The sequence below is a fragment of the Pseudomonas sp. LG1E9 genome, from assembly GCF_003290225.1.
Lineage (GTDB): Bacteria > Pseudomonadota > Gammaproteobacteria > Pseudomonadales > Pseudomonadaceae > Aquipseudomonas > Aquipseudomonas cyclaminis.
On the sequence record NZ_CP029983.1, the window covers coordinates 2,984,440 to 3,004,925 of the forward strand.

Sequence of the window (20,486 nt, forward strand, 5' to 3'; positions counted from 1 at the left end):
TCGGTCGATCAATGAAAGCGCTCAGCCTGTCGGCCAGTAAGATTTGTGCGGTGGCGGTCGACCACTTTGCCGATCATGGATACGACGCCTCGTCGCTGAACGACATCGCGACCGGTGCGGGCATGCGCAAGGCGTCGCTGTACGCGCATTTTGCGAGCAAGGATGCGCTGTTTCAGACGGTCTTTCAGATTGCCCTGGACCACGAACATCACTACATCGCGGGGTGCTTCCAGGACGAGTCCGGGGGCACGGGGATGCCAGGGCACTTGCACCTTGAGCGCTTGATTGGCCGCTATGAAGGCTCGGCGCACCTGCGCTTTCTGCTGCGCACGGCGTACTTTCCGCCAGCGCAGATTCGCGGTGTGATTACCGCAGGATTCGAGGGGTATCTGGGCTGCATCCGTGAAGACTTCCAGCGTGCAGCACGAGGTCGGTACAGCAGGGTAGAGCCCGCGGCGCTGCAGGTGTTTTGCGATGCCTACCTGGGCATCGTCGACAGCTTACATGTGGAGTTGATCTATTCGACGCCACAGGGTTACGTAAAGCGGTTGGCGGCGTTGTCGCGGGTGTTCGGTGATTCACTGTCAATGCTGGAAAGGGCCGGGCGCTATTCCACGAACACACCCTGATCAAAATGTAGGAGGGCGCAAGCCCCCTCCCGTAGTTGCTCCGGCAGCGGTTATTTCACCTCAGGCAACGTCGACCCGCCATCTACCACAATAGTCTGCCCGGTGATGTAAGCCGCCAGGTCGGATGCCAGGAACAGCATCGCCCCGGCAATATCCTCCGGCGCGCCGAGCCTTCCGAGTGGCACGCGGTTGGCGATGTCGGCGTTGACTTGGCCATCGCCCAGGTTGCCCATGGCCGGTGTGGCAATCATCCCAGGTTCCACGCCGTTGACTCGTACCCCATCGCCGGCCAGTTCCAGCGCCGCGCTGCGGATAAACCCGTTGACCCCAGCCTTTGACGCAGCGTAGTGACTGAGGCCCGGATAGGCCACCCGTGGCCCGGTGACCGATGAGGTGACCAGCACGCAGCCGCCGCCTTGACGCTGGAACATCGGCAAGGCGGCCTGGGTCAGCCAGAACAGCGCCGAGAGGTTGACCGCAAGTGTGCGTTCCAGCACGGCGGGGGTGATCTGGGCGAAGGGGGTCAAGGGGAAGTAGCCGGCGTTGTGCACCAGGATATCCAGGCGGCCCCAGTGCTGGTCTATGGCCCTGACGGCGTCGAACACGGCGGTGGTATTCGCCAGATCAAGTGCCATGGCTTCGACCCGGCAGCCCCGCACGCACAAGTCTTCGGCCAGTGCCTGGGCTTGCGCCAGGCGCAGGTCGGCGATCATCACGCGCGCGCCGCGCCATGCGAATGCCTCGACGATAGCCTGGCCGATGCCTTGGGCGCCGCCGGTGACCAGCACGGTTTTGCCGCTGAAATTCAAGTCTTCAGCCATGGGCGGTCTCCAGATGGGCATAGGCCAGCGTCGGTACGTCGACGATGCTCGAACCGCCGTCCGCGACCACGCTTGCGCCGGTGATGATCGAGGCATCGGGGCTGGCGAGGAAGCGGCACACCTTGGCGATTTCGTCAGCGCTGGCGGGGCGGCGCAACGGCACGTCGGCGCAGACGCGGGCATAGGCTCGCGGCAAGGTGTCACCGTAAAAGTCCATCAACGGCTGCATCTCCTGATCGGCCATCGGCGTGGTCACCCAGCCTGGGCACACTGCGTTCACCCTGACTCCACGCGGCCCATAGTCCCGTGCCAACGAGCGGTTAAGCCCGAGCAGCGCATGCTTGGCGGTGGTGTAGCCGCAGACTTCAGGCCCGGCGGCCAGGGCGGCGATGGAGCCGAGCAGCACGATATTGCCGGCGTTTTCGATCAGCAGCGGCAGGCAGGCGCGGGCGCTGTAGAACGCGCTGTCCAGGTTGCTGCGCAAGGCGGCTTCCCAGGTGGACGGGCTGGTTTGACTGGCGCTGCCGACGCCGTGCCCACCGGCACACGCCAGCAGCACGTCGAGTCGGCCATAGCGCGTGCGAATGTGCGCGATAAACCCTTCCCAGGTATCGGGGCAGGCCGCATCTCCGACCAGGACCAGGCCACCGGTTTCCTCGGCCACCTGTTCCAACGGCTCGCGGCGCCGGCCGATCAGGACCAGGTTGGCCCCCTCGGCGGCGTACAACCGGGCGCAGGCGGCGCCGATGCCGGTACCTGCGCCGGTGATGACGACGGTGCGTGGGTCAGGCATCGGGATACTCCGTGCGGTTGAGCACTTGGCAATAGGAACTGACCGGAAAGTTCGACAGCTCAGCGAAGGACGCATCGGCATAGCCGAAAATCTTGCCGTCGCTGCGGTGCTGTTGCAGGTCGATCAAGACCAGGCCCAAGGTCGGGATGATTTTTTCGCGCCAGACAAACAGGTACAGCTCCTCGGCGATTTTGTAGTAGTGGCAGCGGTCGGTATCGCACAGGCCTTGCTCAACGCCCTTGATGCATTGCCAGGCGTAGAACTGATCGTTCAAGTAGATGTGCTCGTACACTTCGCTGGGGCTGTAGCGATACAGATTGCGCAAACCGGTCAGTTCCTGGGTTGGCGTGTGAGGGCAAATCCCGGGCTGCCAGGGTTGATCCAGGCTGCCGTGCAGGAAGTCCACCTCAACCGAGGTCAATGCCTTGCCGGCCAGGGCGCGGCTGTAGAGGCCTTCTTCAGTCTGCTCGCGGCGCGGCATGCGGCCGATCACGGCGGTGAACGACGCTGTGGCGGTCTCCAGCACCAGGCTGATCGACCACGCCTGGCCGGCTTCGTGCTTGATGAAGTCGACCAGGTACAGCCCCGGCCGCACCGACGTGGCGCGGTAGGCAGCCGAACCGCTGGAATGTCCATCGGCGGCATGCCAGTGCAGCGCTTCGGTCTCGAAGCGGTGCTCGATCTGCCAGCCATTGGCGAAGTGCAGGGTGAAGGTCTTGCCGTTGAGGTCGGCGAGGTTGGGCAGGATGAACGCGTCAGGCGCGAAACCGTCGGCGAGCGCGCCTACGGTGATCCAGTCGGATGGGGTGGTCATAGCATGGCTCCGGTGGGTTGGATGGACAACCCGGAGCATGGGCTGGAGCCGCGCGCCCGCCTATCAACCGAATGGTTGAGCCCGCTACAGAAACAGCGCCGTCACCAGTTCGGTGCGGTTGCTCACGCCCGCCTTGCGGAACAGATGGATCAGGTGGGTCTTGATGGTGGGCAGGCCGATGTCCAGCTCCAGCGCCAGTTGCTTGTTGCTTGCGCCTTGACGCAACAACCACGCGATCTGGCGTTCTTTGGGGGTGAAGGCAGCCAATGCATCGTCACAGGGCTGCATGTTGGCCACCGCCATTTGCAGCAAGGCCTGCAAGGCATTGAGTTGCGCCAATTGGTCGGGGGTAAAGGCGCCTTGTGCGGCGGTGCGCAGTAACGAGATGGCAGCCTGGGGCTGGTGGGCGCGATGGGCGACAATTTCCACCACGTCGACCACTCCGTAACGCGCCAGAAAGTCCCGATAGCGGCGGCTGTCACGCAGGGGTTGCCGGGCCATGGCCAGACCCAGCGGGACCACGGCCAGCCCGGTGGACAGGCAATTGCGCGGTTGCAACGGGTCGAACTGTCGGTAGTTGTCCAGGTAGTCGCGGTGCATCTCGCCACTCATGCCGTGCAGCCGGAAGTCGCGGGCTTGAAGCTGGCGGTCGACACAATAGAACGCCGCCTGGCTGGCGGGCACGAGCTGGGTGAACGCCTGCAGGCAATGGCCGGCGACTTCCTGAGCGGGGATGGCGTGCATGGTCAGTCACCTGCGCCGGAGAAAACGCTGCCGACCGAAGCCGGCAGCCAGAACCATCAGACAACGGCGAAATAATGCTTCACAAAACTCTCGCTCACAACCTCCCACAGCACCGCCGTGCCCTTGGTCACGAACCAGCTGTCGCCGGCCTTGTAGCGGGTGCTCTGGCCGGTGCTTTCATCGGTCAACACCACTTCGCCGGTGACCACGGTGGCCTGTTCCGCGAATGGGTAAACCATGCGGAACTTGCCTTGGGTGGTGCCGAAATAGGCACTGCTGACCGGGTCGGTCGGTGCGCCAAAGGTCATTTTGCCGAAGGCGTTGACTTCGCCTTCAAGGATTTCGGAACCGAGGTCGGCAACAGTGCCCCAGGCATCGAGGTCGGATAATTGGATGTCTTTCTTGAGCGTGGTAATGGGCATGGCAGTTCTCCTGAGAATGAAACGGTGGGCATCAACGACGACCGTTGAAGTAACCCGACAGTTGATGAAGGCTTTTGCCGGCGGTCAGCAGCAGTGGGCGGATATGGTCCTTGCCGAGGATCTGCGCATGCTTGACCGAGCTGATCAGGTCGTAGCGCGATGAGCCCTCGCTCATGCCTTCGGCCAGGACCTTGCAGATGATGTGGCTGGGCGTGACGCCAAAGCCGGCGTAACCCTGCACGTAAAAGGCATTCGGGCGGCCGCTGAGGGTGCCGATCTGCGGAAACAGGTTGGCCCCGGTCGCCATCGGGCCGCCCCAGGCCAGGTCGATCTTCACGTCCTTGAGGTACGGGAAAATCTTCAGCATCAGGTTGCGGTTCCAGGCCTTGAGGTCCAGCGGGATGTGCTCGACAAACGGCGTGGCGGCGCCGAACAGCAGGCGGTTTTCGTTGGTGACGCGGTAGTAGTCGATCACCGGGCGAATATCGCTGTAGGCGCCGCGTATCGGGCTGATGCGCTGGATCATCTCGTCCGACAGCGGTTCGGTCATCAACTGGAAGGCGTAGGTGTTGACGGTGGTCTTGTGCAGTTCGGGTTCGAGTTTGTTGAGGAAACTGTCACAGGCCCACAGTAATTTGGACGCCTTGACCGAGCCGCGCCCGGTGCGCACGGTGATGCGCTCGCCATAACTCACTTCCAGCGCCGGGCTGTGCTCATAGATGCGCACGCCATGGCTGGCCAGCGCCTTGGCTTCGCCCAGCAGCAGGTTGAGCGAGTGCACATGCCCGCCGCCCATGTGCAGCAACGCGCTGGTATAGGCGTCGGAACCAATGATCTGCTTGACCTCGGAGCCGCCCAGAAAGCGGATTTCATCCTGGGTATTGATCGACTTGAAGTCTTTCTCCCAGGCGCGCAGGGTTTTTTCCTGGCGGGCGTTGAAGCCCATGTAGCCGTAGCCGTGGCAGAAGTCGGCGTCGATCGCGTATTTGGCGATGCGGTCCTTGATGATGCCGGCGCCCAGCTCGCTGATTTCAAAGATCTGGCGCAGGCCTTCGTCGCCCACTTGTTGCTTGATCTTTTCCAGGTCATGGCCGATCCCCGCCATGATCTGCCCGCCGTTGCGGCCCGTGCCGCCAAAGCCCAGGTAGCGCGCTTCGAGCACCACAATGTTGGTGATGCCTTTTTCAGCAAGTTCCAGGGCGGTGTTGATGCCGGAGAAACCGCCACCAATCACTACCACGTCGGCTTCCACGTCCTGTTCAAGGGTCGGGAAGCTGAGGTTGTATTTCTTGGTTGCCGAGTAGTAGGTCGGCGTTTCGATATTGATCATGGCGCAGCCTGGAAAAGTGAAGGGAAACTCACTGCAGAGCCGATAAACAGCTCTGTGCCTGTTGGGGTGTATTAACTGCCTTCCGAGCGGTAGGTGTCTTGATTCTGTGTGCCGCCGGTCTTGACCGTGGCTGCCAATGTCGCCCATGGATCCCGCACGGCGGTAAAGCTGCACACGGCGACTGATGGCCAATGCTAGAATGTTGTTAATCTGTTAACTAATTGCGACGCCAGTGCCCATGCCCAAACCGCGCCAATCCTTGACCCTTACTTTGCTCCATGCGCGTGAAGCCGCCATGGGTTTTTTTCGTCCGTCCCTTAACCAGCACGGTTTGACCGAGCAGCAATGGCGGGTCATTCGCATCCTGAGCCAGCACGATGAGCTGGAGATCAATCGCCTGGCAGAGCTGGCGTGCATCCTCAAACCAAGCATGACGGGTGTGCTGGTGCGCATGGAGGCGGCAGGGATGGTTGAGCGGCGCAAGGCGCAGCAGGATCAGCGGCGGGTGCTGGTGCGGTTGGCCGAGAAGGGGCAGGCCTGTTTCGCTTCGATGAGCCAATGTATGGAGGCCAATTATCAGCGTTTGCAGGCCGGGTTCGGCGAGGAGAAGTTGCAGACGCTGCTGACGTTGCTCAATGAGCTCAAAACCCTGAAGCGCTGATAACCGATCTCCCTATATGGGAGGGGGCAAGCCCCTCCCACATTTGGACTGATATTCGGCTCTAAGGCCTCGGTGACCTTCGCATTGTCAATAGATAGCACCGGCGGTGCTTGCGGGCGCCGGTGCATCTTTGAACGCCGCCGCCAGGCTTTGCAGCCCACGCATCAGCACCGTAGTGTCCACGCCTACCGCCACAAACGCGGCACCCAGTTCGATGTAACGCCGGGCCAATGCCTGATCGGCGCTGAGAATACCGGCGGCTTTCCCCGCTTGGCGGATGCGCGCGATGGCGTCTTCAATCGCCGCCTGCACTTCAGGGTGACCAGGGTTGCCGCGATAACCCATTGAGGCGCTGAGGTCAGCAGGGCCAATAAACACCCCATCTACGCCTTCCACCGCCGCAATCGCATCCAGATTGGCCAGGCCTTCGCGGCTTTCGATCTGCACCAGCAGGCACATCTGCTCGTCGGCTTTGTCGAGGTAACCGGCAATGCTGTTCCAGCGCGACGCCCGTGCCAGCGCGCTGCCGACGCCGCGCACGCCGTTGGGCGGGTAGTGGATCGCTTTGACCAGTTCCCGGGCCTGCGTGGCGCTTTCCACCATCGGCACCAGCAACGTCTGTACGCCGATGTCGAGCACTTGCTTGATCAGCGCGGTGTCGCCGATGACCGGGCGAATCACCGGATGGCTGGGGTAGGGTGCCACGGCCTGGAGCTGACCGAGCATGCCGCGCAGGTCGTTGGGGGCGTGTTCGCCGTCGATCAACAGCCAGTCGAAGCCGGCGTTGGCGGCCAGTTCCGCGCAGTAGGCATCGGACAATCCCAGCCACAGGCCAATCTGCGGTTCGCCGCTGTGCAGGCGTTGCTTGAAGGTGTTGATAGGCATATCCATCGAGCAATCTCCGGTTAAACGAAACGGCAGGCGATCGAGCCCAGCATGTCGTAGTCGACATGGAAGGTATCGCCAGGGTTGGCCGCCACCGGGCGGGTGAAGGAGCCGCCGAGGATGATTTGCCCAGGTTGCAGGGTCACGTCATAGGCGGCGAGTTTATTGGCGAGCCAGGCCACGCCTTTGGCGGGGTGATTGAGCACAGCGGCCGACACGCCGGACTCTTCGATCACGCCATTGCGGTAGAGCACTGCGGGCACTTTGCGCAGGTCGATTTCGGTGGGGCGCACGGCGCGTCCGCCCATGACCACGCCAGCGTTGGCAGCGTTGTCGGAGATGGTGTCGAACACCTTGCGCGTGGCATTGGTATGCGGGTCGATCTGCTGGATGCGGGCGTCGATGATTTCCAGCGCCGGGATCACCCACTCGGTGGCGTCCAGTACATCAAACACCGTCACGTTCGGCCCTTTGAGCGGTTTGCCCAGGATGAACGCCAATTCCACTTCGACCCGCGGCACGATAAAACGCTCGAAGGGAATATCGGTGCCCTCATCGAAGAACATGTCATCGAGCAGCGCGCCGTAATCCGGCTCGGTGATGTTGGATGACACCTGCATGGCGCGGGAAGTCAGGCCGATCTTGTGGCCGACCAGCTTGCGCCCGTCCTTGATCTTCTGGGCGACCCAGGCGCGCTGGATCGCGTAGGCGTCTTCGATGGTGATCGCCGGGTGCTCCAGGGAAAACTGGCGCACCTGTTCCCGTGACCGTTCGGCCTGGTCGAGGCGGGCGGCGGCTTGCTGGATAAGCTGTTGATCAAGCATGACAAGGGTCTCTCAGTGAGGGTTGACGATGGCGGCCTGAGTGCGCAGCACCAGCAAACCACCGAGTGCAATCAGCAGCGCCAGGGCGTAAAGGGCCAGGCTGGCGCTGTGGGTGGTGTCGCGCATCCAGCCGATCAGGTAGGGCGCGAAAAAGGACGCGATGCTGCCGAAGGAGCTGATCAAGGCAATGCCGGCGGCCTGGGTGGTGTTGGACAGGAACGCCGGCGGCAACTGCCAGAACATCGGCAACGCGGCGCTGGCGCCCATGCCGGCGAGGATCAGGCCGCCCAGCACCAGGACCGGATTGGCGGGGGCGAGCCCGGCGATGGCAATGCCGGCGGCCGCCATCAGCAAGGGCACGCACAGGTGCCAGCGGCGTTCACGCTGGCGATCCGACGAACGCCCGCAGCCGATCATGAAAAAGCAGCCCGCCAGGTAGGGCACCGCGCTGAGCAGCCCGACCTTGCCGTCGCTGCCGACGCCGGCGCCGTGGATCAGCGTCGGCATCCAGAACGCCAGGGTGTTGACCGCCAGCATCACTGCGAAATACACCGCCACCAGCAGCCACACTTGCGGGTTGCGCAGAATCGCGGAAAACGAGGTGATGGATTTGCGCTGTTCCTCGGTGTGCAGTTGCTCGCGCAATTGTTGTTTTTGCCCAGGCGTCAGCCAGGTGACGGTTTCGAAACTGTCCGGCAGGCACTTGAGTACCACCAGCCCGAGCAGGATGACCGGCGCGCCCTCGATGACAAACATCCACTGCCAGCCGCGCAGGCCGCCCAGGTCATGAAAATGCTCAAGGATGCCGCCCGACAGCGGCCCGCCAACCACCCCGGCCATGGGCACGGCAATCGCAAACAGCGCGGTGACTTGCGCACGTCGACCGGCGGGATACCAGCGGTTCAAGAACACCAGAATGCCAGGGAAGAAACCCGCCTCGGCCACCCCGAGCAAGAAGCGCAGCACATAGAAGCCCGTGGCGCTGTCGACCATGAACATGCAGGTCGACAATGCGCCCCACACCACCATCAGTGTGGCGATCCAACGCCTCGGGCCGACACGGTCCAAGGCCATGTTGCTCGGCACGCCGAACAGCGCGTAGGCGACGAAAAACAGACCGGCGCCGAAGCCGTAGACCGTGTCGCTGAAATTCAGGTCGGCGCTCATTTGCATCTTGGCAAAGCCGATATTGATGCGGTCGAGGTGGGCGAAGAGGTAGCAGATCAGCAACAGCGGCATCAGCCGCCAGGTGATGGTGCCGTGGGTGCGGTCGCGGGCGACGCTGCCGAGGCTGTCGGCGGTATTGGCTGTGCTCATGGTTTTATACTTTTTGTCTGAGAAGGCCGATGGCGTGAGCAGGCGGGGCGTGCTAGCCCACCTGCGCCTTGAGGAAGGCGTGCACGTTGTTCTGCTTGAAGTTGAGCTGCTCGTGCAGTTCGATCATTTCAAACGACAAGGCCAGCAGGCGTTGGGCCTGAAGCGCGGCAAAGTGCCCGGTGATCACCTCGAAGAGCTGTTCGGCGACCTTCTGCCGGGTTGCCAGGTCGCGACCGTGGCCGACCTTGAGAGTCATGTGCACGAAGGCGTAGTCGTGCTTGCCATCGGCCATGCGCCAGGTGTCCAGACGCACGCCACGGCTGCGGATGCCGCCCAGCGGGAATACGCCGCTGTCGCCCAGGGTGGCGTGGACTTTTTCAAACAGGCCGGGCAAGTCCGCCTGCTGTTCGATGTTGTCGGTGTATTCAGCGATGAAATGGGGCATGAATGGCTCCTTCAGGCCACACGGCGACACCGTGTGGCCATACGGTCAAACAGGGAAAACAGCGTTGATCTGCCCGGTGCCCGAGCTGCCAAACGGCGCGGTGATGATCTCGGCAGGCTTGTCATAATCCGGCCCGCCAAGCAGCCCGAGGAGCATTGCGGTGTCGTGCATCTTGCCTTCGCCAAAGCAGTGTTCGGCATAGTCCGGCAGCATGGCGCAGAACTCTTTCCAGCGGCCCTGGCGCCACAGTTCCACCACATGCAGGTCGACCTGTTTGTCGAATTCCCGCGTCCAGTTATGGATATTGGCTTCGGCATTGCGGTCGTCGGAGAACCGGTGCGACAGAGAACCCGAGGCCAGCACCACGACTTTGCGGTCGCTCTTTTCGATGGCCCGGCGCACGGCGGCGCCAAAGGTGAAGCTGTCTTGCAGGCGATGCCAGGCGCACCAGGCGGCGATCGACACGACATTGAATTTCTGATCTTCAGGCACGCCCATGTGCATGTAGCGCATCGGCACCAGCGTGCCGTATTCCAGCTCCAGGCTGGGGATGTTGTGGGCCAGGGTGCGCACGTCGGCGGCGTTGGCTTCAGCGGCGATCAGTTCGCCCAGCTCCGGGCAGCCTGGGTATTCGTAGTCCATGTTTTTGATGAAGTGCGGCAGCTCGTTGCTGGTGTAGGTGCCCTTGAAGTGCTCGCCGCTGTTGACGTGATAGGCGCTATTGACCAGCCAGTGCACATCGAACACCACGGCGGTATCGGCGCCCAGTTCGCGGGCGCGGCGCCCGATTTCCTTGTGGCCGGCAATCGCCGCTTCACGGCAGCCGTGGTGCTTGCCGGGCAGCTCCGACAAATACATCGAGGGTACATGGCAGATTTTCGCAGCCAGGACGACTTCGCCCATGATGATTCTCCTGAATAATTATTCTTGTCTTGGGGGCTTCGGGTGATGAGGGAGCAAGCTCCCTCGCCGGTCTAAATCAGACGCCCCAGCGTGGAATGTGATGGCTGCCCATCGAGATGCACACGTTCTTGATCTCGGCGAACACCTCGAAGCTGTATTGGCCGCCTTCACGGCCGGTGCCGGAGCCTTTCACGCCACCGAACGGCTGGCGCAGGTCGCGTACGTTCTGGCTGTTGATGAACACCATGCCGGCTTCGATGCCGTAGGCCAGACGATGCGCCTTGCCGATGTCCTGGGTCCAGATGTACGACGCCAGGCCATACTCGGTTTCGTTGGCCAGCTTGAGGGCTTCGGCTTCGTCCTTGAAGGGAATCAGGCACACCACCGGGCCGAAGATTTCTTCCTGGGCAATGCGCATGCTGTTGCTCACGTCAGCGAACACCGTCGGCTGGATAAACTGGCCTTTGCTCAAGTGCGCCGGCAAGTTGGCCGGGCGTTCCAGGCCGCCGGCGAGGAGGGTGGCGCCTTCTTCAAGGCCGATCTTGATGTAGCCGGTGACCTTGTCGTAGTGGGCTTGGGTGATCATCGAGCCGACTTGGGTTTTCGGGTCTTGCGGGTCGCCGACGATCAAGCGTTTGGCGCGGGCGGCAAACTCGGCGACGAACTGCGGGTACACGCTTTCCTGGATAAAGATCCGGCTGCCGGCGGTGCAGCGTTCGCCATTGAGCGAGAAGATCGTGAACAGTGCCGCGTCGAGTGCGCGTTCCAGGTCGGCGTCTTCAAAGATCAGCACCGGCGACTTGCCGCCCAGTTCCATGGAGTACTTTTTCAGGCCGGCGGTCTGCATGATCTTCTTGCCGGTGGCGGTGCCGCCGGTGAAGGAAATCGCACGTACATCCGGGTGACGCACCAACGCATCACCGGCCGTGGCGCCGTAGCCCTGGATCACGTTCAGCACGCCGTTGGGAATGCCGGCTTCCACAGCCAGGCGCCCCAGTTCGTTGGCGGTCAATGGCGACAGTTCGGACATTTTCAGCACGGCGGTATTGCCCAGCGCCAGGCATGGCGCGGTCTTCCAGGTGGCCGTCATGAACGGCACATTCCACGGCGACACCAGCGCGCAGACACCCACCGGTTGGTACAGGGTGTAGTTGAGCATCTGGTCGTCGACCGGGTAGCTGTGGCCGTCCATGCGCGTGCAGACTTCGGCGAAGAAATCGAAGTTGTGCGAAGCGCGGGGGATCAACACGTTTTTGGTCTGGTGGATTGGCAGGCCGGTGTCGAGGGTTTCCAGCTCGGCCAGGTGCGGCACGTTCTGTTCGATCAGTTCACCCAGCTTGCGCATCAGGCGCGCACGTTCTTTGGCCGGCGTGCCTGCCCACTTCGGAAAGGCTTCCTTGGCGGCGGCTACGGCCTGGGCCACTTCTTCGGCGCCGCCGCTGGCGACTTCACCGATGGCGTCGCCGGTGGCCGGGTTGTAGTTGACGAACACGTCTTTGCTTTCGACCTCACGGCCGTTGATCCAGTGTTTGATCATGCTGCTCAAGCCTCTTTACGGGCGCTGAAGAACGCCGCTTCGCTGACAATTCGATTGACCAGGCGGCCGACGCCTTCTACTTCCACCACCACTTCATCACCGGGCACCACGTCTGCCAGGCCTTCCGGCGTGCCGGTGGCGATCATGTCGCCGGGCTGCAAGGTCATGAAGCTGGACAGGTATTCGATCAGGTAGGGGATGTCGAAAATCATGTCCTTGGTGCTGCCTTCCTGGCGCAGTTCACCGTTGATCCAGGTGCGCAGGGTCAGGTTGCTCGGGTCTGGCACGTCGGCCACGTCGACGATCCACGGACCGACCGGCGTGGTGGCGTCGCGGTTTTTCACGCGCAGGTTGGGGCGGTAGTAGTTTTCCAGGTAGTCGCGGATCGCGTAGTCGTTGCACACCGTGTAGCCCGCCACGTAGTCCAGCGCGTCTGCGCGTTTGACGTTGCGTGCCGGTTTGCCGATGACGGCCACCAGTTCGCACTCGTAGTGCATGTAGGCGACGTTGTCCGGGCGCCAGGTCACCTGGTTGTGGCCGGTGTAGGTGCCTGGCGACTTGATGAAAGCCAGCGGCTCGGTCGGTGGCTTGAACGCCAACTCTGCGGCGTGATCGGCGTAGTTCAAGCCCAGGGCAAACATGCTGCCGGTGGCCGGTGGCAGCCATTGCACTTGGTCTTCGGCCAGCAGGCGACCATCGGCCAGGCGCACGGCGTTGTGGTCTTCGACGTGGGCGAGGTGGATCTGGCCTTCAAACTGGATACGGGCGTGTTTCATGGAAGCTCCTGTTTACTCGGCCACGACGTGGTTGACGAGGCGGCCCAAACCGCTGATTTCGACTTCGACGGTGTCACCCGGCTGCACATCGACGCGACCTTCCGGTGTGCCGGTGATCAGCACATCGCCGGCGTGCAGGGTCATGAACTCGCTGATTTCGGCGATCAGCAACGCAATGCTGCGCACGCAGTTTGCCGTGGTGTTGTGCTGGCGAATCTCGCCGTTGACGTACAGCGTGATTGCCAGGCTGTGCGGGTCGGCGACCTGGGCGGTGGGTACCAACTCTGGCCCGATGGCGCAGAAACCATCCCGGCATTTGGCTTTGACGGCGGGGCGGTAGTAGCTGTCTTCCGGCAGGCTGAATTCATTGATAATGGTGAATCCGGCGACGTAATCGAGCGCGTCGGCCTGGCTGACGCGGCTGGCACTCTTGGCCATCACCACCCCCAAGGCCGGGCCGGGTTGCAAGCGTTCGCCCTGGCCTGGGTGCACAACGTTGGCGCCGTGCTGGTTGCGCGTATTGGGCGTCTTGATAAACAGCACCGGCTTGACCGGGGGCTTCTGGTACGGCGGTTGTTCGAATTCGGCGAGGTGCTGTTTCAGCAACCCCTGGTAGTTCAGCGCGACCCCAAAAAGGGTGCCCGTCGCGACGTCATGCAAGGCGCGGCTCATGCGTTCTCCTGGCAGAGCCATGGGGCCCTGTATTTCGTTAATGTGTTAACAGTTATAATTAAGATGTTAACTATCGTCAAGCGTGGCACACTCTCGATGCGGTGGTTGTGCGGCCCGAATCGATGCAGGATGAGCGTGGCAGCACCCCGCCAATCAGAATAAAAACGAGTAGCGTGCGATGACCGACCGGCAACCCATCCCGAACATCAACATTGGCCAGGTGTACGACCAGCGCTACAGCGACGCGCAGGTCCATTACGACCGGCTGGCCAACCTGGCGGGGTTTTTCGGGCGCAATATGCCGGTCCACCGCCACGACCGGTTCTTCCAGGTGCACTACGTGAAAAGCGGCACGGTGCGCGTCTATCTGGATGACCAGCAGTACGTCGAGTCGGGGCCGATGTTCTTTCTCACGCCGCCTACCGTGCCGCACGCCTTTGTGACTGAGGCCGACAGCGACGGGCATGTGTTGACGGTGCGTCAGCAACTGGTCTGGCAACTGATCGATGCCGACCCCAGCCTCGCGCCGGCCGGCGCGCAACTGCCGGCCGCGTGTGTGGCGCTGGCGCAGTTGGGGCCGCACTACACGAGTGAAATCCGCCGCCTGGATTTTTTGTTCGAGGCACTCAGCGAAGAGGTCGAGGCCCCGCGTCCAGGGCACAGTGCGGCCCTGGACAGCCTGACGCGCTTGATCATGATCAGCCTGTTGCGGCTGTGCTCCCACTCGCTCAAAGCCACGCCGGCGCGGCATGAAGACTTGAGGATTTTCCACCGCTTCAACGAGTTGATTGAAGCGCACTACCAGCAGCACTGGCCGTTGTCGCGGTATGCGCAAGGCATCGGGGTGACCGAGGCACGGCTCAACGATGTGTGCCGGCGTATCGCCGACCTGCCGTCCAAGCGCCTGATCCTGGAGCGGCTCATGCAGGAGGCCAAGCGGCTGCTGATGTTCACGGGCAGCTCCGCCAATGAAATCTGCTACCAGCTCGGCTTCAAGGACCCGGCCTATTTCAGTCGGTTTTTCCAGCGCTACGCAGAGCTCACTCCGGGGGAGTACCGCCAGCGGCAATTGGGTTTGCGTTGAGCCAGGCATGGGGGAGTGCGCCTTGGTCTTGTTGATCTTGTACGGATCAGCATGACCAGCTCAGCGGTGCGACAGAATGGCTTTTACACGGAACCGATTGCACTTTTCATAGGCTTGCACCTGCTGGCCCGCGACACTAAGCTGCCGACTCGCCCCTCCAACTGGTGCCGATATGGCCAACCCCCGACCGTCGCTGACCCTGACCCTGCTGCAAGCGCGTGAAGCCGCAATGGCTTTTTTCCGACCCGCGCTGAACCAGCACGAATTGACCGAACAACAGTGGCGAGTCATTCGCATACTGCACCAGCAGGGTGAACTCGAAAGCCATCAACTGGCCCAGCAGGCGTGCATTCTCAAGCCGAGCATGACCGGCGTGCTCAGCCGCCTGGAACGTGATGGCCTGGTGCGTCGGCAGAAGTCCAGCCAGGATCAGCGCCGTGTGTTTGTCGACCTGACCGAACGCGGCCAGCAGTGCTTCGTCTCCATGAGTGCGGGCATGGAAAGCAACTACCAGAAAATCGAGGCGCAGTTTGGCGCGGAGAAAATGGAGCAATTGCTGGGTTTGCTCAATGAGCTGAAAAATATCAAGCCTTGAGGGCTGATTCGTCAGCGAGCAATGCCCTGCGGCAAACCTCCAGGATTTCATCCGCCAATGGCGAGTCGTCAGGGCAGGCGCGGGATAACACAATGGCGCCGATGGCATGGGCGAACCGGTTGATCATCTGTGCCCGAACGTCCTCATCCTGCCCGCCAGCGTCCTGTTGAAGGGCGGCCAGCGCGTTGTCGATGCCTTCGGCGAACGTCGCCTTGACCGTTTCTGACTGGCGCGCGGCATCCCCGCACAGGGCTGACATCGTGCAACCCTGGCCGGGCGCATCACGGTGCTCCCTGGACACGTAACGATTGAAGAACTCATCGGCGCCAAGCCCCGCGCTGTCGGTCAGCGATTGGCACAGCCCGCTGGCGGCAGCTTCAGCCATCAAGTCGGCCTTTGACCCGAAGTGCTTGTAGAACCCGCCATGGGTGAATCCGGCTTCGGCCATAAGGTCGGCCACGCCGACGCCGTCATAACCGCGCTCGCGGAACAACCGGGAGGCCGTTTCGACGATGTGCGCCCGGTTTAACTGCACTTGTGCTTTGCTGACCCTCATACCCTGACCCTCGCTGCTGACCACTGTTTTCTGCGCCTTACTATACATTGATGTCGATCAGCATCAAAACCATTGACGAATAAGATTATGATCGACATCATAAAGGCCGTCCCACCTAATCGTTGTTAACCTAGAGAGCACAGCCATGACGAACGCTTCTTCTATCCTGATCACCGGCGCGTCCAGCGGTATTGGCGCCACCTACGCCGAGCGCTTTGCCCAGCGCGGCCACGACCTGGTGCTGGTTGCCCGCGACAAGGCGCGGCTGGACACCCTGGCTGCGCGCTTGCGTCAGGAGCACGGCGTGGCGGTGGATGTGCTGCAGGCCGATCTCACTCAGCAAGCGGACCTGGCTGTTGTTGAAGCACGCCTGCGCGATGACACGCGCATCGGCGTGCTGATCAACAACGCAGGCGCCGCCCAAACGGGAGATTTCATGGCACAGACAGGCGAAAGCATCGAGCAACTGATCGCGCTGAACGTCACCTCGCTGACGCGGCTCGCCCGGGCAATTGCCCCGAGATTGGCAGAGGCCGGCGAAGGCGCCATCGTGAATATCGGCTCGGTGGTCGGCCTGGCACCGGAGTTGGGAATGACGCTGTATGGCGCGACCAAGGCGTTCGTGCAATTCCTGTCCCAGGGCATGAGTCTGGAACTTTCCGGCAAGGGCGTTTATGTACAGGCAGTACTGCCGGCAGCCACTCGCACTGAAATCTGGGAACGCTCGGGCATCGACATCAACACGCTGCCGGAGGTCATGGAGGTGGGCGAGCTGGTGGATGCCGCACTGATCGGCTTCGACCGCCGCGAACTCGTGACCATACCGCCGCTGCACGACGCCGCGCGCTGGGACAGCCTCCAGTCTGCGCGTCAGGGGTTGCTGGCGGAACTGCGTCAGGCCCACGCCGCCGAGCGCTATCGTCCTCAATAATGTGCAATCGCGTACCGCCGACTTACTCCGTACAGAGCTGATCCCATGAAGGCATTTTTCATCGAACGCTACAAAGACCCTGGTCGGATCGGCCAGTTGCCCGAGCCTGAAGTGCGGGATAACGAGGTGCTGGTGCAGGTGCATGCCGCCAGCATCAACCTGTTGGACGCCAAGATCAGAAAGGGCGAGTTCAAGCTGATCCTGCCGTATCGGTTCCCGCTGGTGCTGGGCAATGACTTGGCGGGTGTGGTCGTGCGGACAGGGGCCAAGGTCAAGCGCTTCAAGCCGGGCGACGAGGTCTATGCGCGGCCTCATGACGAGCGCATCGGCACCTTCGCCGAGCGGGTCTGCGTGAGGGAAGATGCGTTGGCATTCAAGCCCGGCAACCTCGACATGACGCAGGCGGCAGCGCTACCGCTGGTCAGCTTGACCGCGTGGCAGGTGCTGGTGGAAACCGCCCAGCTCAAAAAAGGCCAGAAGGTGCTGATTCATGCAGGCTCGGGCGGTGTGGGCACGATCGCGATTCAACTGGCCAAGCACTTGGGCGCGTTTGTGGCGACGACCACCAGTACGCGCAATGTCGAATGGGTCAAGGCTTTGGGGGCGGACCTGGTCATCGATTACCAGAAGCAGGCATTCGATAGTGTCCTGCAAGGCTATGACGTGGTCCTCAACAGCCTGGGCGCAGACGTACTGGCGAAATCGCTCAAAGTCCTCAAGCCCGGCGGACGGCTCATTTCCATCGCTGGCCCGCCGACACCGCAGTTTGCCCAGGAGCAAGGCTTGTCCTGGGTCTTGAAGCGCGTCATGGGTCTATTGAGCTACGGCATTCGACGCAAAGCGCGTCAATGCGGGGTCAGCTACTCATTCGTGTTCATGCGGGCCAATGGCGAGCAACTGCGTGAGATCACCGCACTGGTGGAGTCGGGTGCGATCAAGCCGGTGGTGGACCGCACCTTCGCGTTTGAGTCGACAGCGGAGGCGTTGGCCTATGTGGAGACGGGGCGGGCTAAAGGGAAGGTTGTCGTACAACTGAATGCGCTATGATGGGCATTCATTCGCCAACCGAGATACCCGTTCTTGATGGACAACCCGAACGTCCAGCCCACCGTTCGCCGCCGGCACCGCAGCCTGGCTGAAGAACTGGTCACCGAGCTTTCCCGGCGCATCTGCACCGGGGAACTTGCGCGCGCAACCAAACTGCCTACCGAATCCGAAGTGATGGCCGAACACGGCGTGAGTCGCACCGTGGTGCGTGAGGCCATCTCGCGTCTGCAAGCTTCTGGCCTGGTGGAAACCCGGCACGGCGTCGGCACGTTTGTGAAGGATATTCCCAGCCCCAGCGGGTTTCGGATCGACCCGGACACCATCGTCACCCTGCAGGACGTGCTGGCGGTGCTGGAGCTGCGCATCTGCCTGGAAGTGGAAGCGGCCGGCCTGGCCTGTGTGGGCCGCACCGAACAGCAATTGCAGGTGATGCGCGACTCACTGGATGCGCTGAATTCGCGGGCGGTGAGTGCCGATTACGCGGTGACGGCAGACTTCCAGTTTCACCAGCAGATCGCGTTGGCCACCGGCAATCGCTATTTCACCGACATCATGTTGCACCTCGGGGTCAACATCCTGCCGCGTACACGCTTGCACTCAAAGCGCTTGGCCAACGCCAATAAAGAGCCCTACCTGGAGCGTCTGAGCCGCGAGCACGAGGACATCTACAAAGCCATTTTGCGCCGCGACGCAGACGCCGCTCGCGCCGCTATGCGCCTGCATCTGTCCAACAGTCGCGAACGTATGCGCCGGGCCTATGAAGCGGCGGCCGCCGAATTGTCGAACGGCCCCGCTGCGGTGAACGCGCCGCCTTGAAGCCCGGCGCCGGGTTCATCCGCCGCCGGTTGCGGTTGCTGCTCGACCTTGGCGCGAAACTGCTCCGAGCTGTCCTGCGGCGCAAAGCCCAGGTGCTCGGCATGCCGATTGCTCCACCAGCGCTCCTTATTGGCTGAAACGCCATACACCACACTGTGCCCTACGTCCTTGGCCAGCAGGGCGCGCGCTACCAGATGATCGAGGTCCGCATAGCTCAGCCAGGTGTGCAGCATCCGTCGGTTACGCGGTTCGGGGAACGACGAGCCAATGCGCAAGCTCACGGTTTCAATCCCGTAGCGATGGAAATAGAACGCCGCCAGGTCTTCGCCGTAAGCCTTGGAGAGCGCGTAGTAACCATCCGGGCGGCGCTGTGCGTGCACATCCAGTTCCACGTCCTGGGGGTAAAAACCGGTGACGTGGTTGGAGCTGGCGAACACAATCCGCTTGACCCCCTGTTGCCGCGCCGCCTCGTAAATATGGAAGGTGCCGCGAATATTGGCGTCGAGAATCTCCTCGAACGGCCGCTCCACTGAAATCCCGCCCAGGTGCACGATCGCGTCAACGCCATCGACCAGCGCCGCCACGGCAGCCTTGTCGGCCAGGTTGCACTGGATCACTTCGTCGTGTGCGCCCGCGCTGGGCGCCATGGCGCTGATGTCCGAGGCGCGCACGATGTGGGCGTGGGCCTGCAGGGTTTCGCGCAGGATCTGCCCCAGGCCGCCGGCGGCGCCGGTGAGCAGAATGCGGGTGAAGGGTTTGGGCTGTGTGGTCATGGTCAGGTCTTCCTTTGAGCGCTGAAGGCATAGGCGTTGCCTGGCGAGCGATGCGCGTTCGCCAGGCAAGTCGCGGGGAGGGGGCGTTACATGAAGTTGTATTGGATGCCCAGGCGCCACCGCGCCTGGCGGTCCTCAGTGGTGGAGTTGACCTTCACATCACCAATCTCCATGAACGGGGCCCATTCCTTGGTGAGCTTGTATTTGACGATCAGGTTCTGTTCGTAGTCGCTCTTCTTGTTGTCGTAGCGGATGTAGTCAGTCTTGAAGTAGATGAACTGATATTCGTACGCCCACTTACTGGCCGGCGTGTAGCCCAGCCAGCCTTCGAAACGATGGGTGGTCTGGTCATCCTTGATGTGGTCAGGCAGGTCTTCATTGACCTGGTCGCGGTCCAGTTTCTTGGTGTCCAGGCGATAGCGCGTGGCGGCGTAGAAGGCATCGTTGATCTTGTAGTTGTACTTGAGACCCAGCTTGTAGGTGGTCGAGTCCTTCGAGCTGTCCATCTGGAACGCCGGGGTCAACGTCGATTGCGGGCTGAGCTTGTAGTTGTAGCTCACAGTGAACTCATGCCCGTTGTTGACCATGTTGTCGTAGGCCACATCTTCACGGTCCCCGGCCGTGCGGTATTTCATTTCCGCTTCAAAACCCAGGCCACTGTCCAGGCGGTAGTTGAGCTTGATTCGGTCAGCGTGGGCGCTGTCTTCCTCAGTGAACTGGTGGCGGTAGTTGATGCTGGCAGAGTCAGCGCTGACATACAGCGGCAGGCCGAGGGCCAGGGCAGTAACGAGCGTGCGTAGGGTGGTGTTCATACGGTCTTCTTTTTTTGTTTTTGTTAGGGTCGTTTGACGGTTGCTACGGCGATGCGTTGTTGCGTGTGGCTCTCATCTAAGGTGCCGATATACGTTATCGTACGACAAGACGACTCGTCTAGCGGTTATCGGTCGATTTGAAACACTTTGAAACATATGTCCCCTATGAATAGGGCTTTACAGCAACCGCTGTTATTCATTGGTTGTCTTTAAAAATAGGGGTTTTACGGGGTTTTGCGGGAAAATCACGTTAAGGCGGGGCAGATTATTGGGTCTTTTCAAGTGTTGTACGATGACCT

24 protein-coding genes are annotated in these 20,486 nt (G+C 61.8%); 7 read left to right on the forward strand and 17 right to left on the reverse strand.

Annotated elements, in window-relative coordinates; genetic code table 11:
• The first annotated feature begins 11 nt into the window (after positions 1–11).
• The gene (locus DNK50_RS14095; protein ID WP_112194636.1) at positions 12–629 is read left to right on the forward strand and encodes a TetR/AcrR family transcriptional regulator; all 618 of its coding nucleotides are present in this window, start codon (positions 12–14) and stop codon (positions 627–629) included.
• Between the two features lie 50 nt (positions 630–679).
• Here DNK50_RS14095 and DNK50_RS14100 read toward each other — a convergent pair whose 3' ends face one another.
• The 6 genes from DNK50_RS14100 to DNK50_RS14125 form a co-directional block, all read right to left on the reverse strand.
• Positions 680–1,450 (reverse strand): SDR family oxidoreductase, encoded by a 771-nt coding sequence (locus DNK50_RS14100; RefSeq protein WP_112194638.1) that lies wholly within the window; start codon positions 1,448–1,450, stop codon positions 680–682.
• Positions 1,443–2,243 carry an SDR family NAD(P)-dependent oxidoreductase gene (locus DNK50_RS14105; protein ID WP_112194640.1) on the reverse strand — a complete coding sequence of 267 codons (801 nt, stop codon included), beginning with the start codon at positions 2,241–2,243 and terminating at the stop codon, positions 1,443–1,445. Before DNK50_RS14105 ends, DNK50_RS14100 begins: the two co-directional genes overlap by 8 nt.
• Positions 2,236–3,057 carry a molybdenum cofactor biosynthesis F family protein gene (locus DNK50_RS14110; protein WP_112194642.1) on the reverse strand — a complete coding sequence of 274 codons (822 nt, stop codon included), beginning with the start codon at positions 3,055–3,057 and terminating at the stop codon, positions 2,236–2,238. The genes DNK50_RS14105 and DNK50_RS14110 overlap by 8 nt, the downstream gene beginning before the upstream one ends.
• Before the next feature lie 84 nt (positions 3,058–3,141).
• Complete coding sequence (locus tag DNK50_RS14115; RefSeq protein WP_112194644.1) at positions 3,142–3,801, reverse strand: helix-turn-helix transcriptional regulator; 660 nt, start codon at positions 3,799–3,801, stop codon at positions 3,142–3,144.
• Between the two features lie 56 nt (positions 3,802–3,857).
• Positions 3,858–4,223 carry a cupin domain-containing protein gene (locus DNK50_RS14120; RefSeq protein WP_112194646.1) on the reverse strand — a complete coding sequence of 122 codons (366 nt, stop codon included), beginning with the start codon at positions 4,221–4,223 and terminating at the stop codon, positions 3,858–3,860.
• 31 nt (positions 4,224–4,254) lie between these two features.
• Entirely contained in the window at positions 4,255–5,553 is a 1,299-nt protein-coding gene (locus DNK50_RS14125) for an FAD-binding oxidoreductase (protein WP_112194648.1), read from the reverse strand.
• Between the two features lie 238 nt (positions 5,554–5,791).
• Between DNK50_RS14125 and hpaR (DNK50_RS14130) the strand changes: the two genes are divergently transcribed.
• The gene (hpaR, locus tag DNK50_RS14130; protein ID WP_099584498.1) at positions 5,792–6,214 is read left to right on the forward strand and encodes a homoprotocatechuate degradation operon regulator HpaR; all 423 of its coding nucleotides are present in this window, start codon (positions 5,792–5,794) and stop codon (positions 6,212–6,214) included.
• 87 nt (positions 6,215–6,301) lie between these two features.
• On the opposite strand, the gene hpaI is transcribed toward hpaR (DNK50_RS14130), so the two are convergent.
• The 8 genes from hpaI to DNK50_RS14170 all read right to left on the reverse strand — a co-directional run bounded on the left by hpaI (position 6,302) and on the right by DNK50_RS14170 (position 13,573).
• On the reverse strand, positions 6,302–7,105 hold the full coding sequence (hpaI, locus tag DNK50_RS14135) for a 4-hydroxy-2-oxoheptanedioate aldolase (RefSeq protein WP_112194650.1): 804 nt from the start codon (positions 7,103–7,105) through the stop codon (positions 6,302–6,304).
• A 14-nt stretch (positions 7,106–7,119) separates the two neighbouring features.
• A complete protein-coding gene (gene hpaH / locus DNK50_RS14140) occupies positions 7,120–7,923 on the reverse strand; it encodes a 2-oxo-hept-4-ene-1,7-dioate hydratase (RefSeq protein WP_112194652.1) in 804 nt (267 codons plus the stop codon).
• 12 nt (positions 7,924–7,935) lie between these two features.
• The gene (locus tag DNK50_RS14145) at positions 7,936–9,240 is read right to left on the reverse strand and encodes an MFS transporter (RefSeq protein ID WP_112194654.1); all 1,305 of its coding nucleotides are present in this window, start codon (positions 9,238–9,240) and stop codon (positions 7,936–7,938) included.
• A gap of 52 nt (positions 9,241–9,292) precedes the next feature.
• Positions 9,293–9,685 carry a 5-carboxymethyl-2-hydroxymuconate Delta-isomerase gene (locus tag DNK50_RS14150; RefSeq protein ID WP_099584502.1) on the reverse strand — a complete coding sequence of 131 codons (393 nt, stop codon included), beginning with the start codon at positions 9,683–9,685 and terminating at the stop codon, positions 9,293–9,295.
• 45 nt (positions 9,686–9,730) lie between these two features.
• Positions 9,731–10,588, reverse strand: coding sequence for a 3,4-dihydroxyphenylacetate 2,3-dioxygenase (gene hpaD, locus DNK50_RS14155; RefSeq protein ID WP_112194656.1), 858 nt, complete (start codon positions 10,586–10,588; stop codon positions 9,731–9,733).
• A gap of 76 nt (positions 10,589–10,664) precedes the next feature.
• Positions 10,665–12,125, reverse strand: coding sequence for a 5-carboxymethyl-2-hydroxymuconate semialdehyde dehydrogenase (hpaE, locus tag DNK50_RS14160; protein ID WP_112194658.1), 1,461 nt, complete (start codon positions 12,123–12,125; stop codon positions 10,665–10,667).
• 5 nt (positions 12,126–12,130) lie between these two features.
• Entirely contained in the window at positions 12,131–12,901 is a 771-nt protein-coding gene (locus DNK50_RS14165) for a fumarylacetoacetate hydrolase family protein (RefSeq protein ID WP_112194660.1), read from the reverse strand.
• 12 nt (positions 12,902–12,913) lie between these two features.
• Positions 12,914–13,573, reverse strand: coding sequence for a fumarylacetoacetate hydrolase family protein (locus DNK50_RS14170; RefSeq protein ID WP_112194662.1), 660 nt, complete (start codon positions 13,571–13,573; stop codon positions 12,914–12,916).
• 178 nt (positions 13,574–13,751) lie between these two features.
• Between DNK50_RS14170 and hpaA the strand changes: the two genes are divergently transcribed.
• Both hpaA and hpaR (DNK50_RS14180) read left to right on the forward strand, forming a co-directional pair.
• Positions 13,752–14,657, forward strand: a complete 906-nt coding sequence (gene hpaA / locus DNK50_RS14175; RefSeq protein ID WP_112194664.1) for a 4-hydroxyphenylacetate catabolism regulatory protein HpaA — start codon at positions 13,752–13,754, stop codon at positions 14,655–14,657.
• 172 nt (positions 14,658–14,829) lie between these two features.
• Positions 14,830–15,252, forward strand: a complete 423-nt coding sequence (gene hpaR, locus DNK50_RS14180) for a homoprotocatechuate degradation operon regulator HpaR (protein ID WP_099584508.1) — start codon at positions 14,830–14,832, stop codon at positions 15,250–15,252.
• Here the strand turns inward: hpaR (DNK50_RS14180) and DNK50_RS14185 are convergent.
• Complete coding sequence (locus DNK50_RS14185) at positions 15,242–15,808, reverse strand: TetR/AcrR family transcriptional regulator (RefSeq protein ID WP_099584595.1); 567 nt, start codon at positions 15,806–15,808, stop codon at positions 15,242–15,244. The genes hpaR (DNK50_RS14180) and DNK50_RS14185 overlap by 11 nt on opposite strands.
• Positions 15,809–15,953: 145 nt before the next feature.
• On the opposite strand from DNK50_RS14185, the gene DNK50_RS14190 reads away from it, so the two are divergent.
• From DNK50_RS14190 to DNK50_RS14200, 3 genes are read left to right on the forward strand one after another with little or no spacing between them, the layout of a single operon-like run.
• Complete coding sequence (locus tag DNK50_RS14190; protein WP_112194666.1) at positions 15,954–16,739, forward strand: SDR family oxidoreductase; 786 nt, start codon at positions 15,954–15,956, stop codon at positions 16,737–16,739.
• 45 nt (positions 16,740–16,784) lie between these two features.
• Positions 16,785–17,786, forward strand: a complete 1,002-nt coding sequence (locus DNK50_RS14195) for an NADP-dependent oxidoreductase (protein ID WP_099584510.1) — start codon at positions 16,785–16,787, stop codon at positions 17,784–17,786.
• 36 nt (positions 17,787–17,822) lie between these two features.
• Positions 17,823–18,602 (forward strand): FadR/GntR family transcriptional regulator, encoded by a 780-nt coding sequence (locus DNK50_RS14200; protein ID WP_099584511.1) that lies wholly within the window; start codon positions 17,823–17,825, stop codon positions 18,600–18,602.
• Here DNK50_RS14200 and DNK50_RS14205 read toward each other — a convergent pair.
• Together DNK50_RS14205 and DNK50_RS14210 are read right to left on the reverse strand one after the other, a co-directional pair.
• A complete protein-coding gene (locus tag DNK50_RS14205) occupies positions 18,542–19,375 on the reverse strand; it encodes an NAD(P)-dependent oxidoreductase (RefSeq protein ID WP_112194668.1) in 834 nt (277 codons plus the stop codon). The two genes, DNK50_RS14200 and DNK50_RS14205, sit on opposite strands and share 61 nt — an antisense overlap.
• Before the next feature lie 86 nt (positions 19,376–19,461).
• Positions 19,462–20,187, reverse strand: coding sequence for an oligogalacturonate-specific porin KdgM family protein (locus DNK50_RS14210; protein ID WP_099584513.1), 726 nt, complete (start codon positions 20,185–20,187; stop codon positions 19,462–19,464).
• Positions 20,188–20,486 lie beyond the last annotated feature (299 nt).

Excerpts from the sequence above, each read along its gene's own strand:
- DNK50_RS14095 (WP_112194636.1), top strand. The coding sequence starts at position 12 with ATGAAAGCGCTCAGCCTGTCGGCCAGTAAGATTTGTGCGGTGGCGGTC.
- DNK50_RS14100 (WP_112194638.1), bottom strand. The coding sequence starts at position 1,450 with ATGGCTGAAGACTTGAATTTCAGCGGCAAAACCGTGCTGGTCACCGGC.
- DNK50_RS14105 (WP_112194640.1), bottom strand. The coding sequence starts at position 2,243 with ATGCCTGACCCACGCACCGTCGTCATCACCGGCGCAGGTACCGGCATC.
- DNK50_RS14110 (WP_112194642.1), bottom strand. The coding sequence starts at position 3,057 with ATGACCACCCCATCCGACTGGATCACCGTAGGCGCGCTCGCCGACGGT.
- DNK50_RS14115 (WP_112194644.1), bottom strand. The coding sequence starts at position 3,801 with ATGCACGCCATCCCCGCTCAGGAAGTCGCCGGCCATTGCCTGCAGGCG.
- DNK50_RS14120 (WP_112194646.1), bottom strand. The coding sequence starts at position 4,223 with ATGCCCATTACCACGCTCAAGAAAGACATCCAATTATCCGACCTCGAT.
- DNK50_RS14125 (WP_112194648.1), bottom strand. The coding sequence starts at position 5,553 with ATGATCAATATCGAAACGCCGACCTACTACTCGGCAACCAAGAAATAC.
- hpaR (WP_099584498.1), top strand. The coding sequence starts at position 5,792 with ATGCCCAAACCGCGCCAATCCTTGACCCTTACTTTGCTCCATGCGCGT.
- hpaI (WP_112194650.1), bottom strand. The coding sequence starts at position 7,105 with ATGGATATGCCTATCAACACCTTCAAGCAACGCCTGCACAGCGGCGAA.
- hpaH (WP_112194652.1), bottom strand. The coding sequence starts at position 7,923 with ATGCTTGATCAACAGCTTATCCAGCAAGCCGCCGCCCGCCTCGACCAG.
- DNK50_RS14145 (WP_112194654.1), bottom strand. The coding sequence starts at position 9,240 with ATGAGCACAGCCAATACCGCCGACAGCCTCGGCAGCGTCGCCCGCGAC.
- DNK50_RS14150 (WP_099584502.1), bottom strand. The coding sequence starts at position 9,685 with ATGCCCCATTTCATCGCTGAATACACCGACAACATCGAACAGCAGGCG.
- hpaD (WP_112194656.1), bottom strand. The coding sequence starts at position 10,588 with ATGGGCGAAGTCGTCCTGGCTGCGAAAATCTGCCATGTACCCTCGATG.
- hpaE (WP_112194658.1), bottom strand. The coding sequence starts at position 12,125 with ATGATCAAACACTGGATCAACGGCCGTGAGGTCGAAAGCAAAGACGTG.
- DNK50_RS14165 (WP_112194660.1), bottom strand. The coding sequence starts at position 12,901 with ATGAAACACGCCCGTATCCAGTTTGAAGGCCAGATCCACCTCGCCCAC.
- DNK50_RS14170 (WP_112194662.1), bottom strand. The coding sequence starts at position 13,573 with ATGAGCCGCGCCTTGCATGACGTCGCGACGGGCACCCTTTTTGGGGTC.
- hpaA (WP_112194664.1), top strand. The coding sequence starts at position 13,752 with ATGACCGACCGGCAACCCATCCCGAACATCAACATTGGCCAGGTGTAC.
- hpaR (WP_099584508.1), top strand. The coding sequence starts at position 14,830 with ATGGCCAACCCCCGACCGTCGCTGACCCTGACCCTGCTGCAAGCGCGT.
- DNK50_RS14185 (WP_099584595.1), bottom strand. The coding sequence starts at position 15,808 with ATGAGGGTCAGCAAAGCACAAGTGCAGTTAAACCGGGCGCACATCGTC.
- DNK50_RS14190 (WP_112194666.1), top strand. The coding sequence starts at position 15,954 with ATGACGAACGCTTCTTCTATCCTGATCACCGGCGCGTCCAGCGGTATT.
- DNK50_RS14195 (WP_099584510.1), top strand. The coding sequence starts at position 16,785 with ATGAAGGCATTTTTCATCGAACGCTACAAAGACCCTGGTCGGATCGGC.
- DNK50_RS14200 (WP_099584511.1), top strand. The coding sequence starts at position 17,823 with ATGGACAACCCGAACGTCCAGCCCACCGTTCGCCGCCGGCACCGCAGC.
- DNK50_RS14205 (WP_112194668.1), bottom strand. The coding sequence starts at position 19,375 with ATGACCACACAGCCCAAACCCTTCACCCGCATTCTGCTCACCGGCGCC.
- DNK50_RS14210 (WP_099584513.1), bottom strand. The coding sequence starts at position 20,187 with ATGAACACCACCCTACGCACGCTCGTTACTGCCCTGGCCCTCGGCCTG.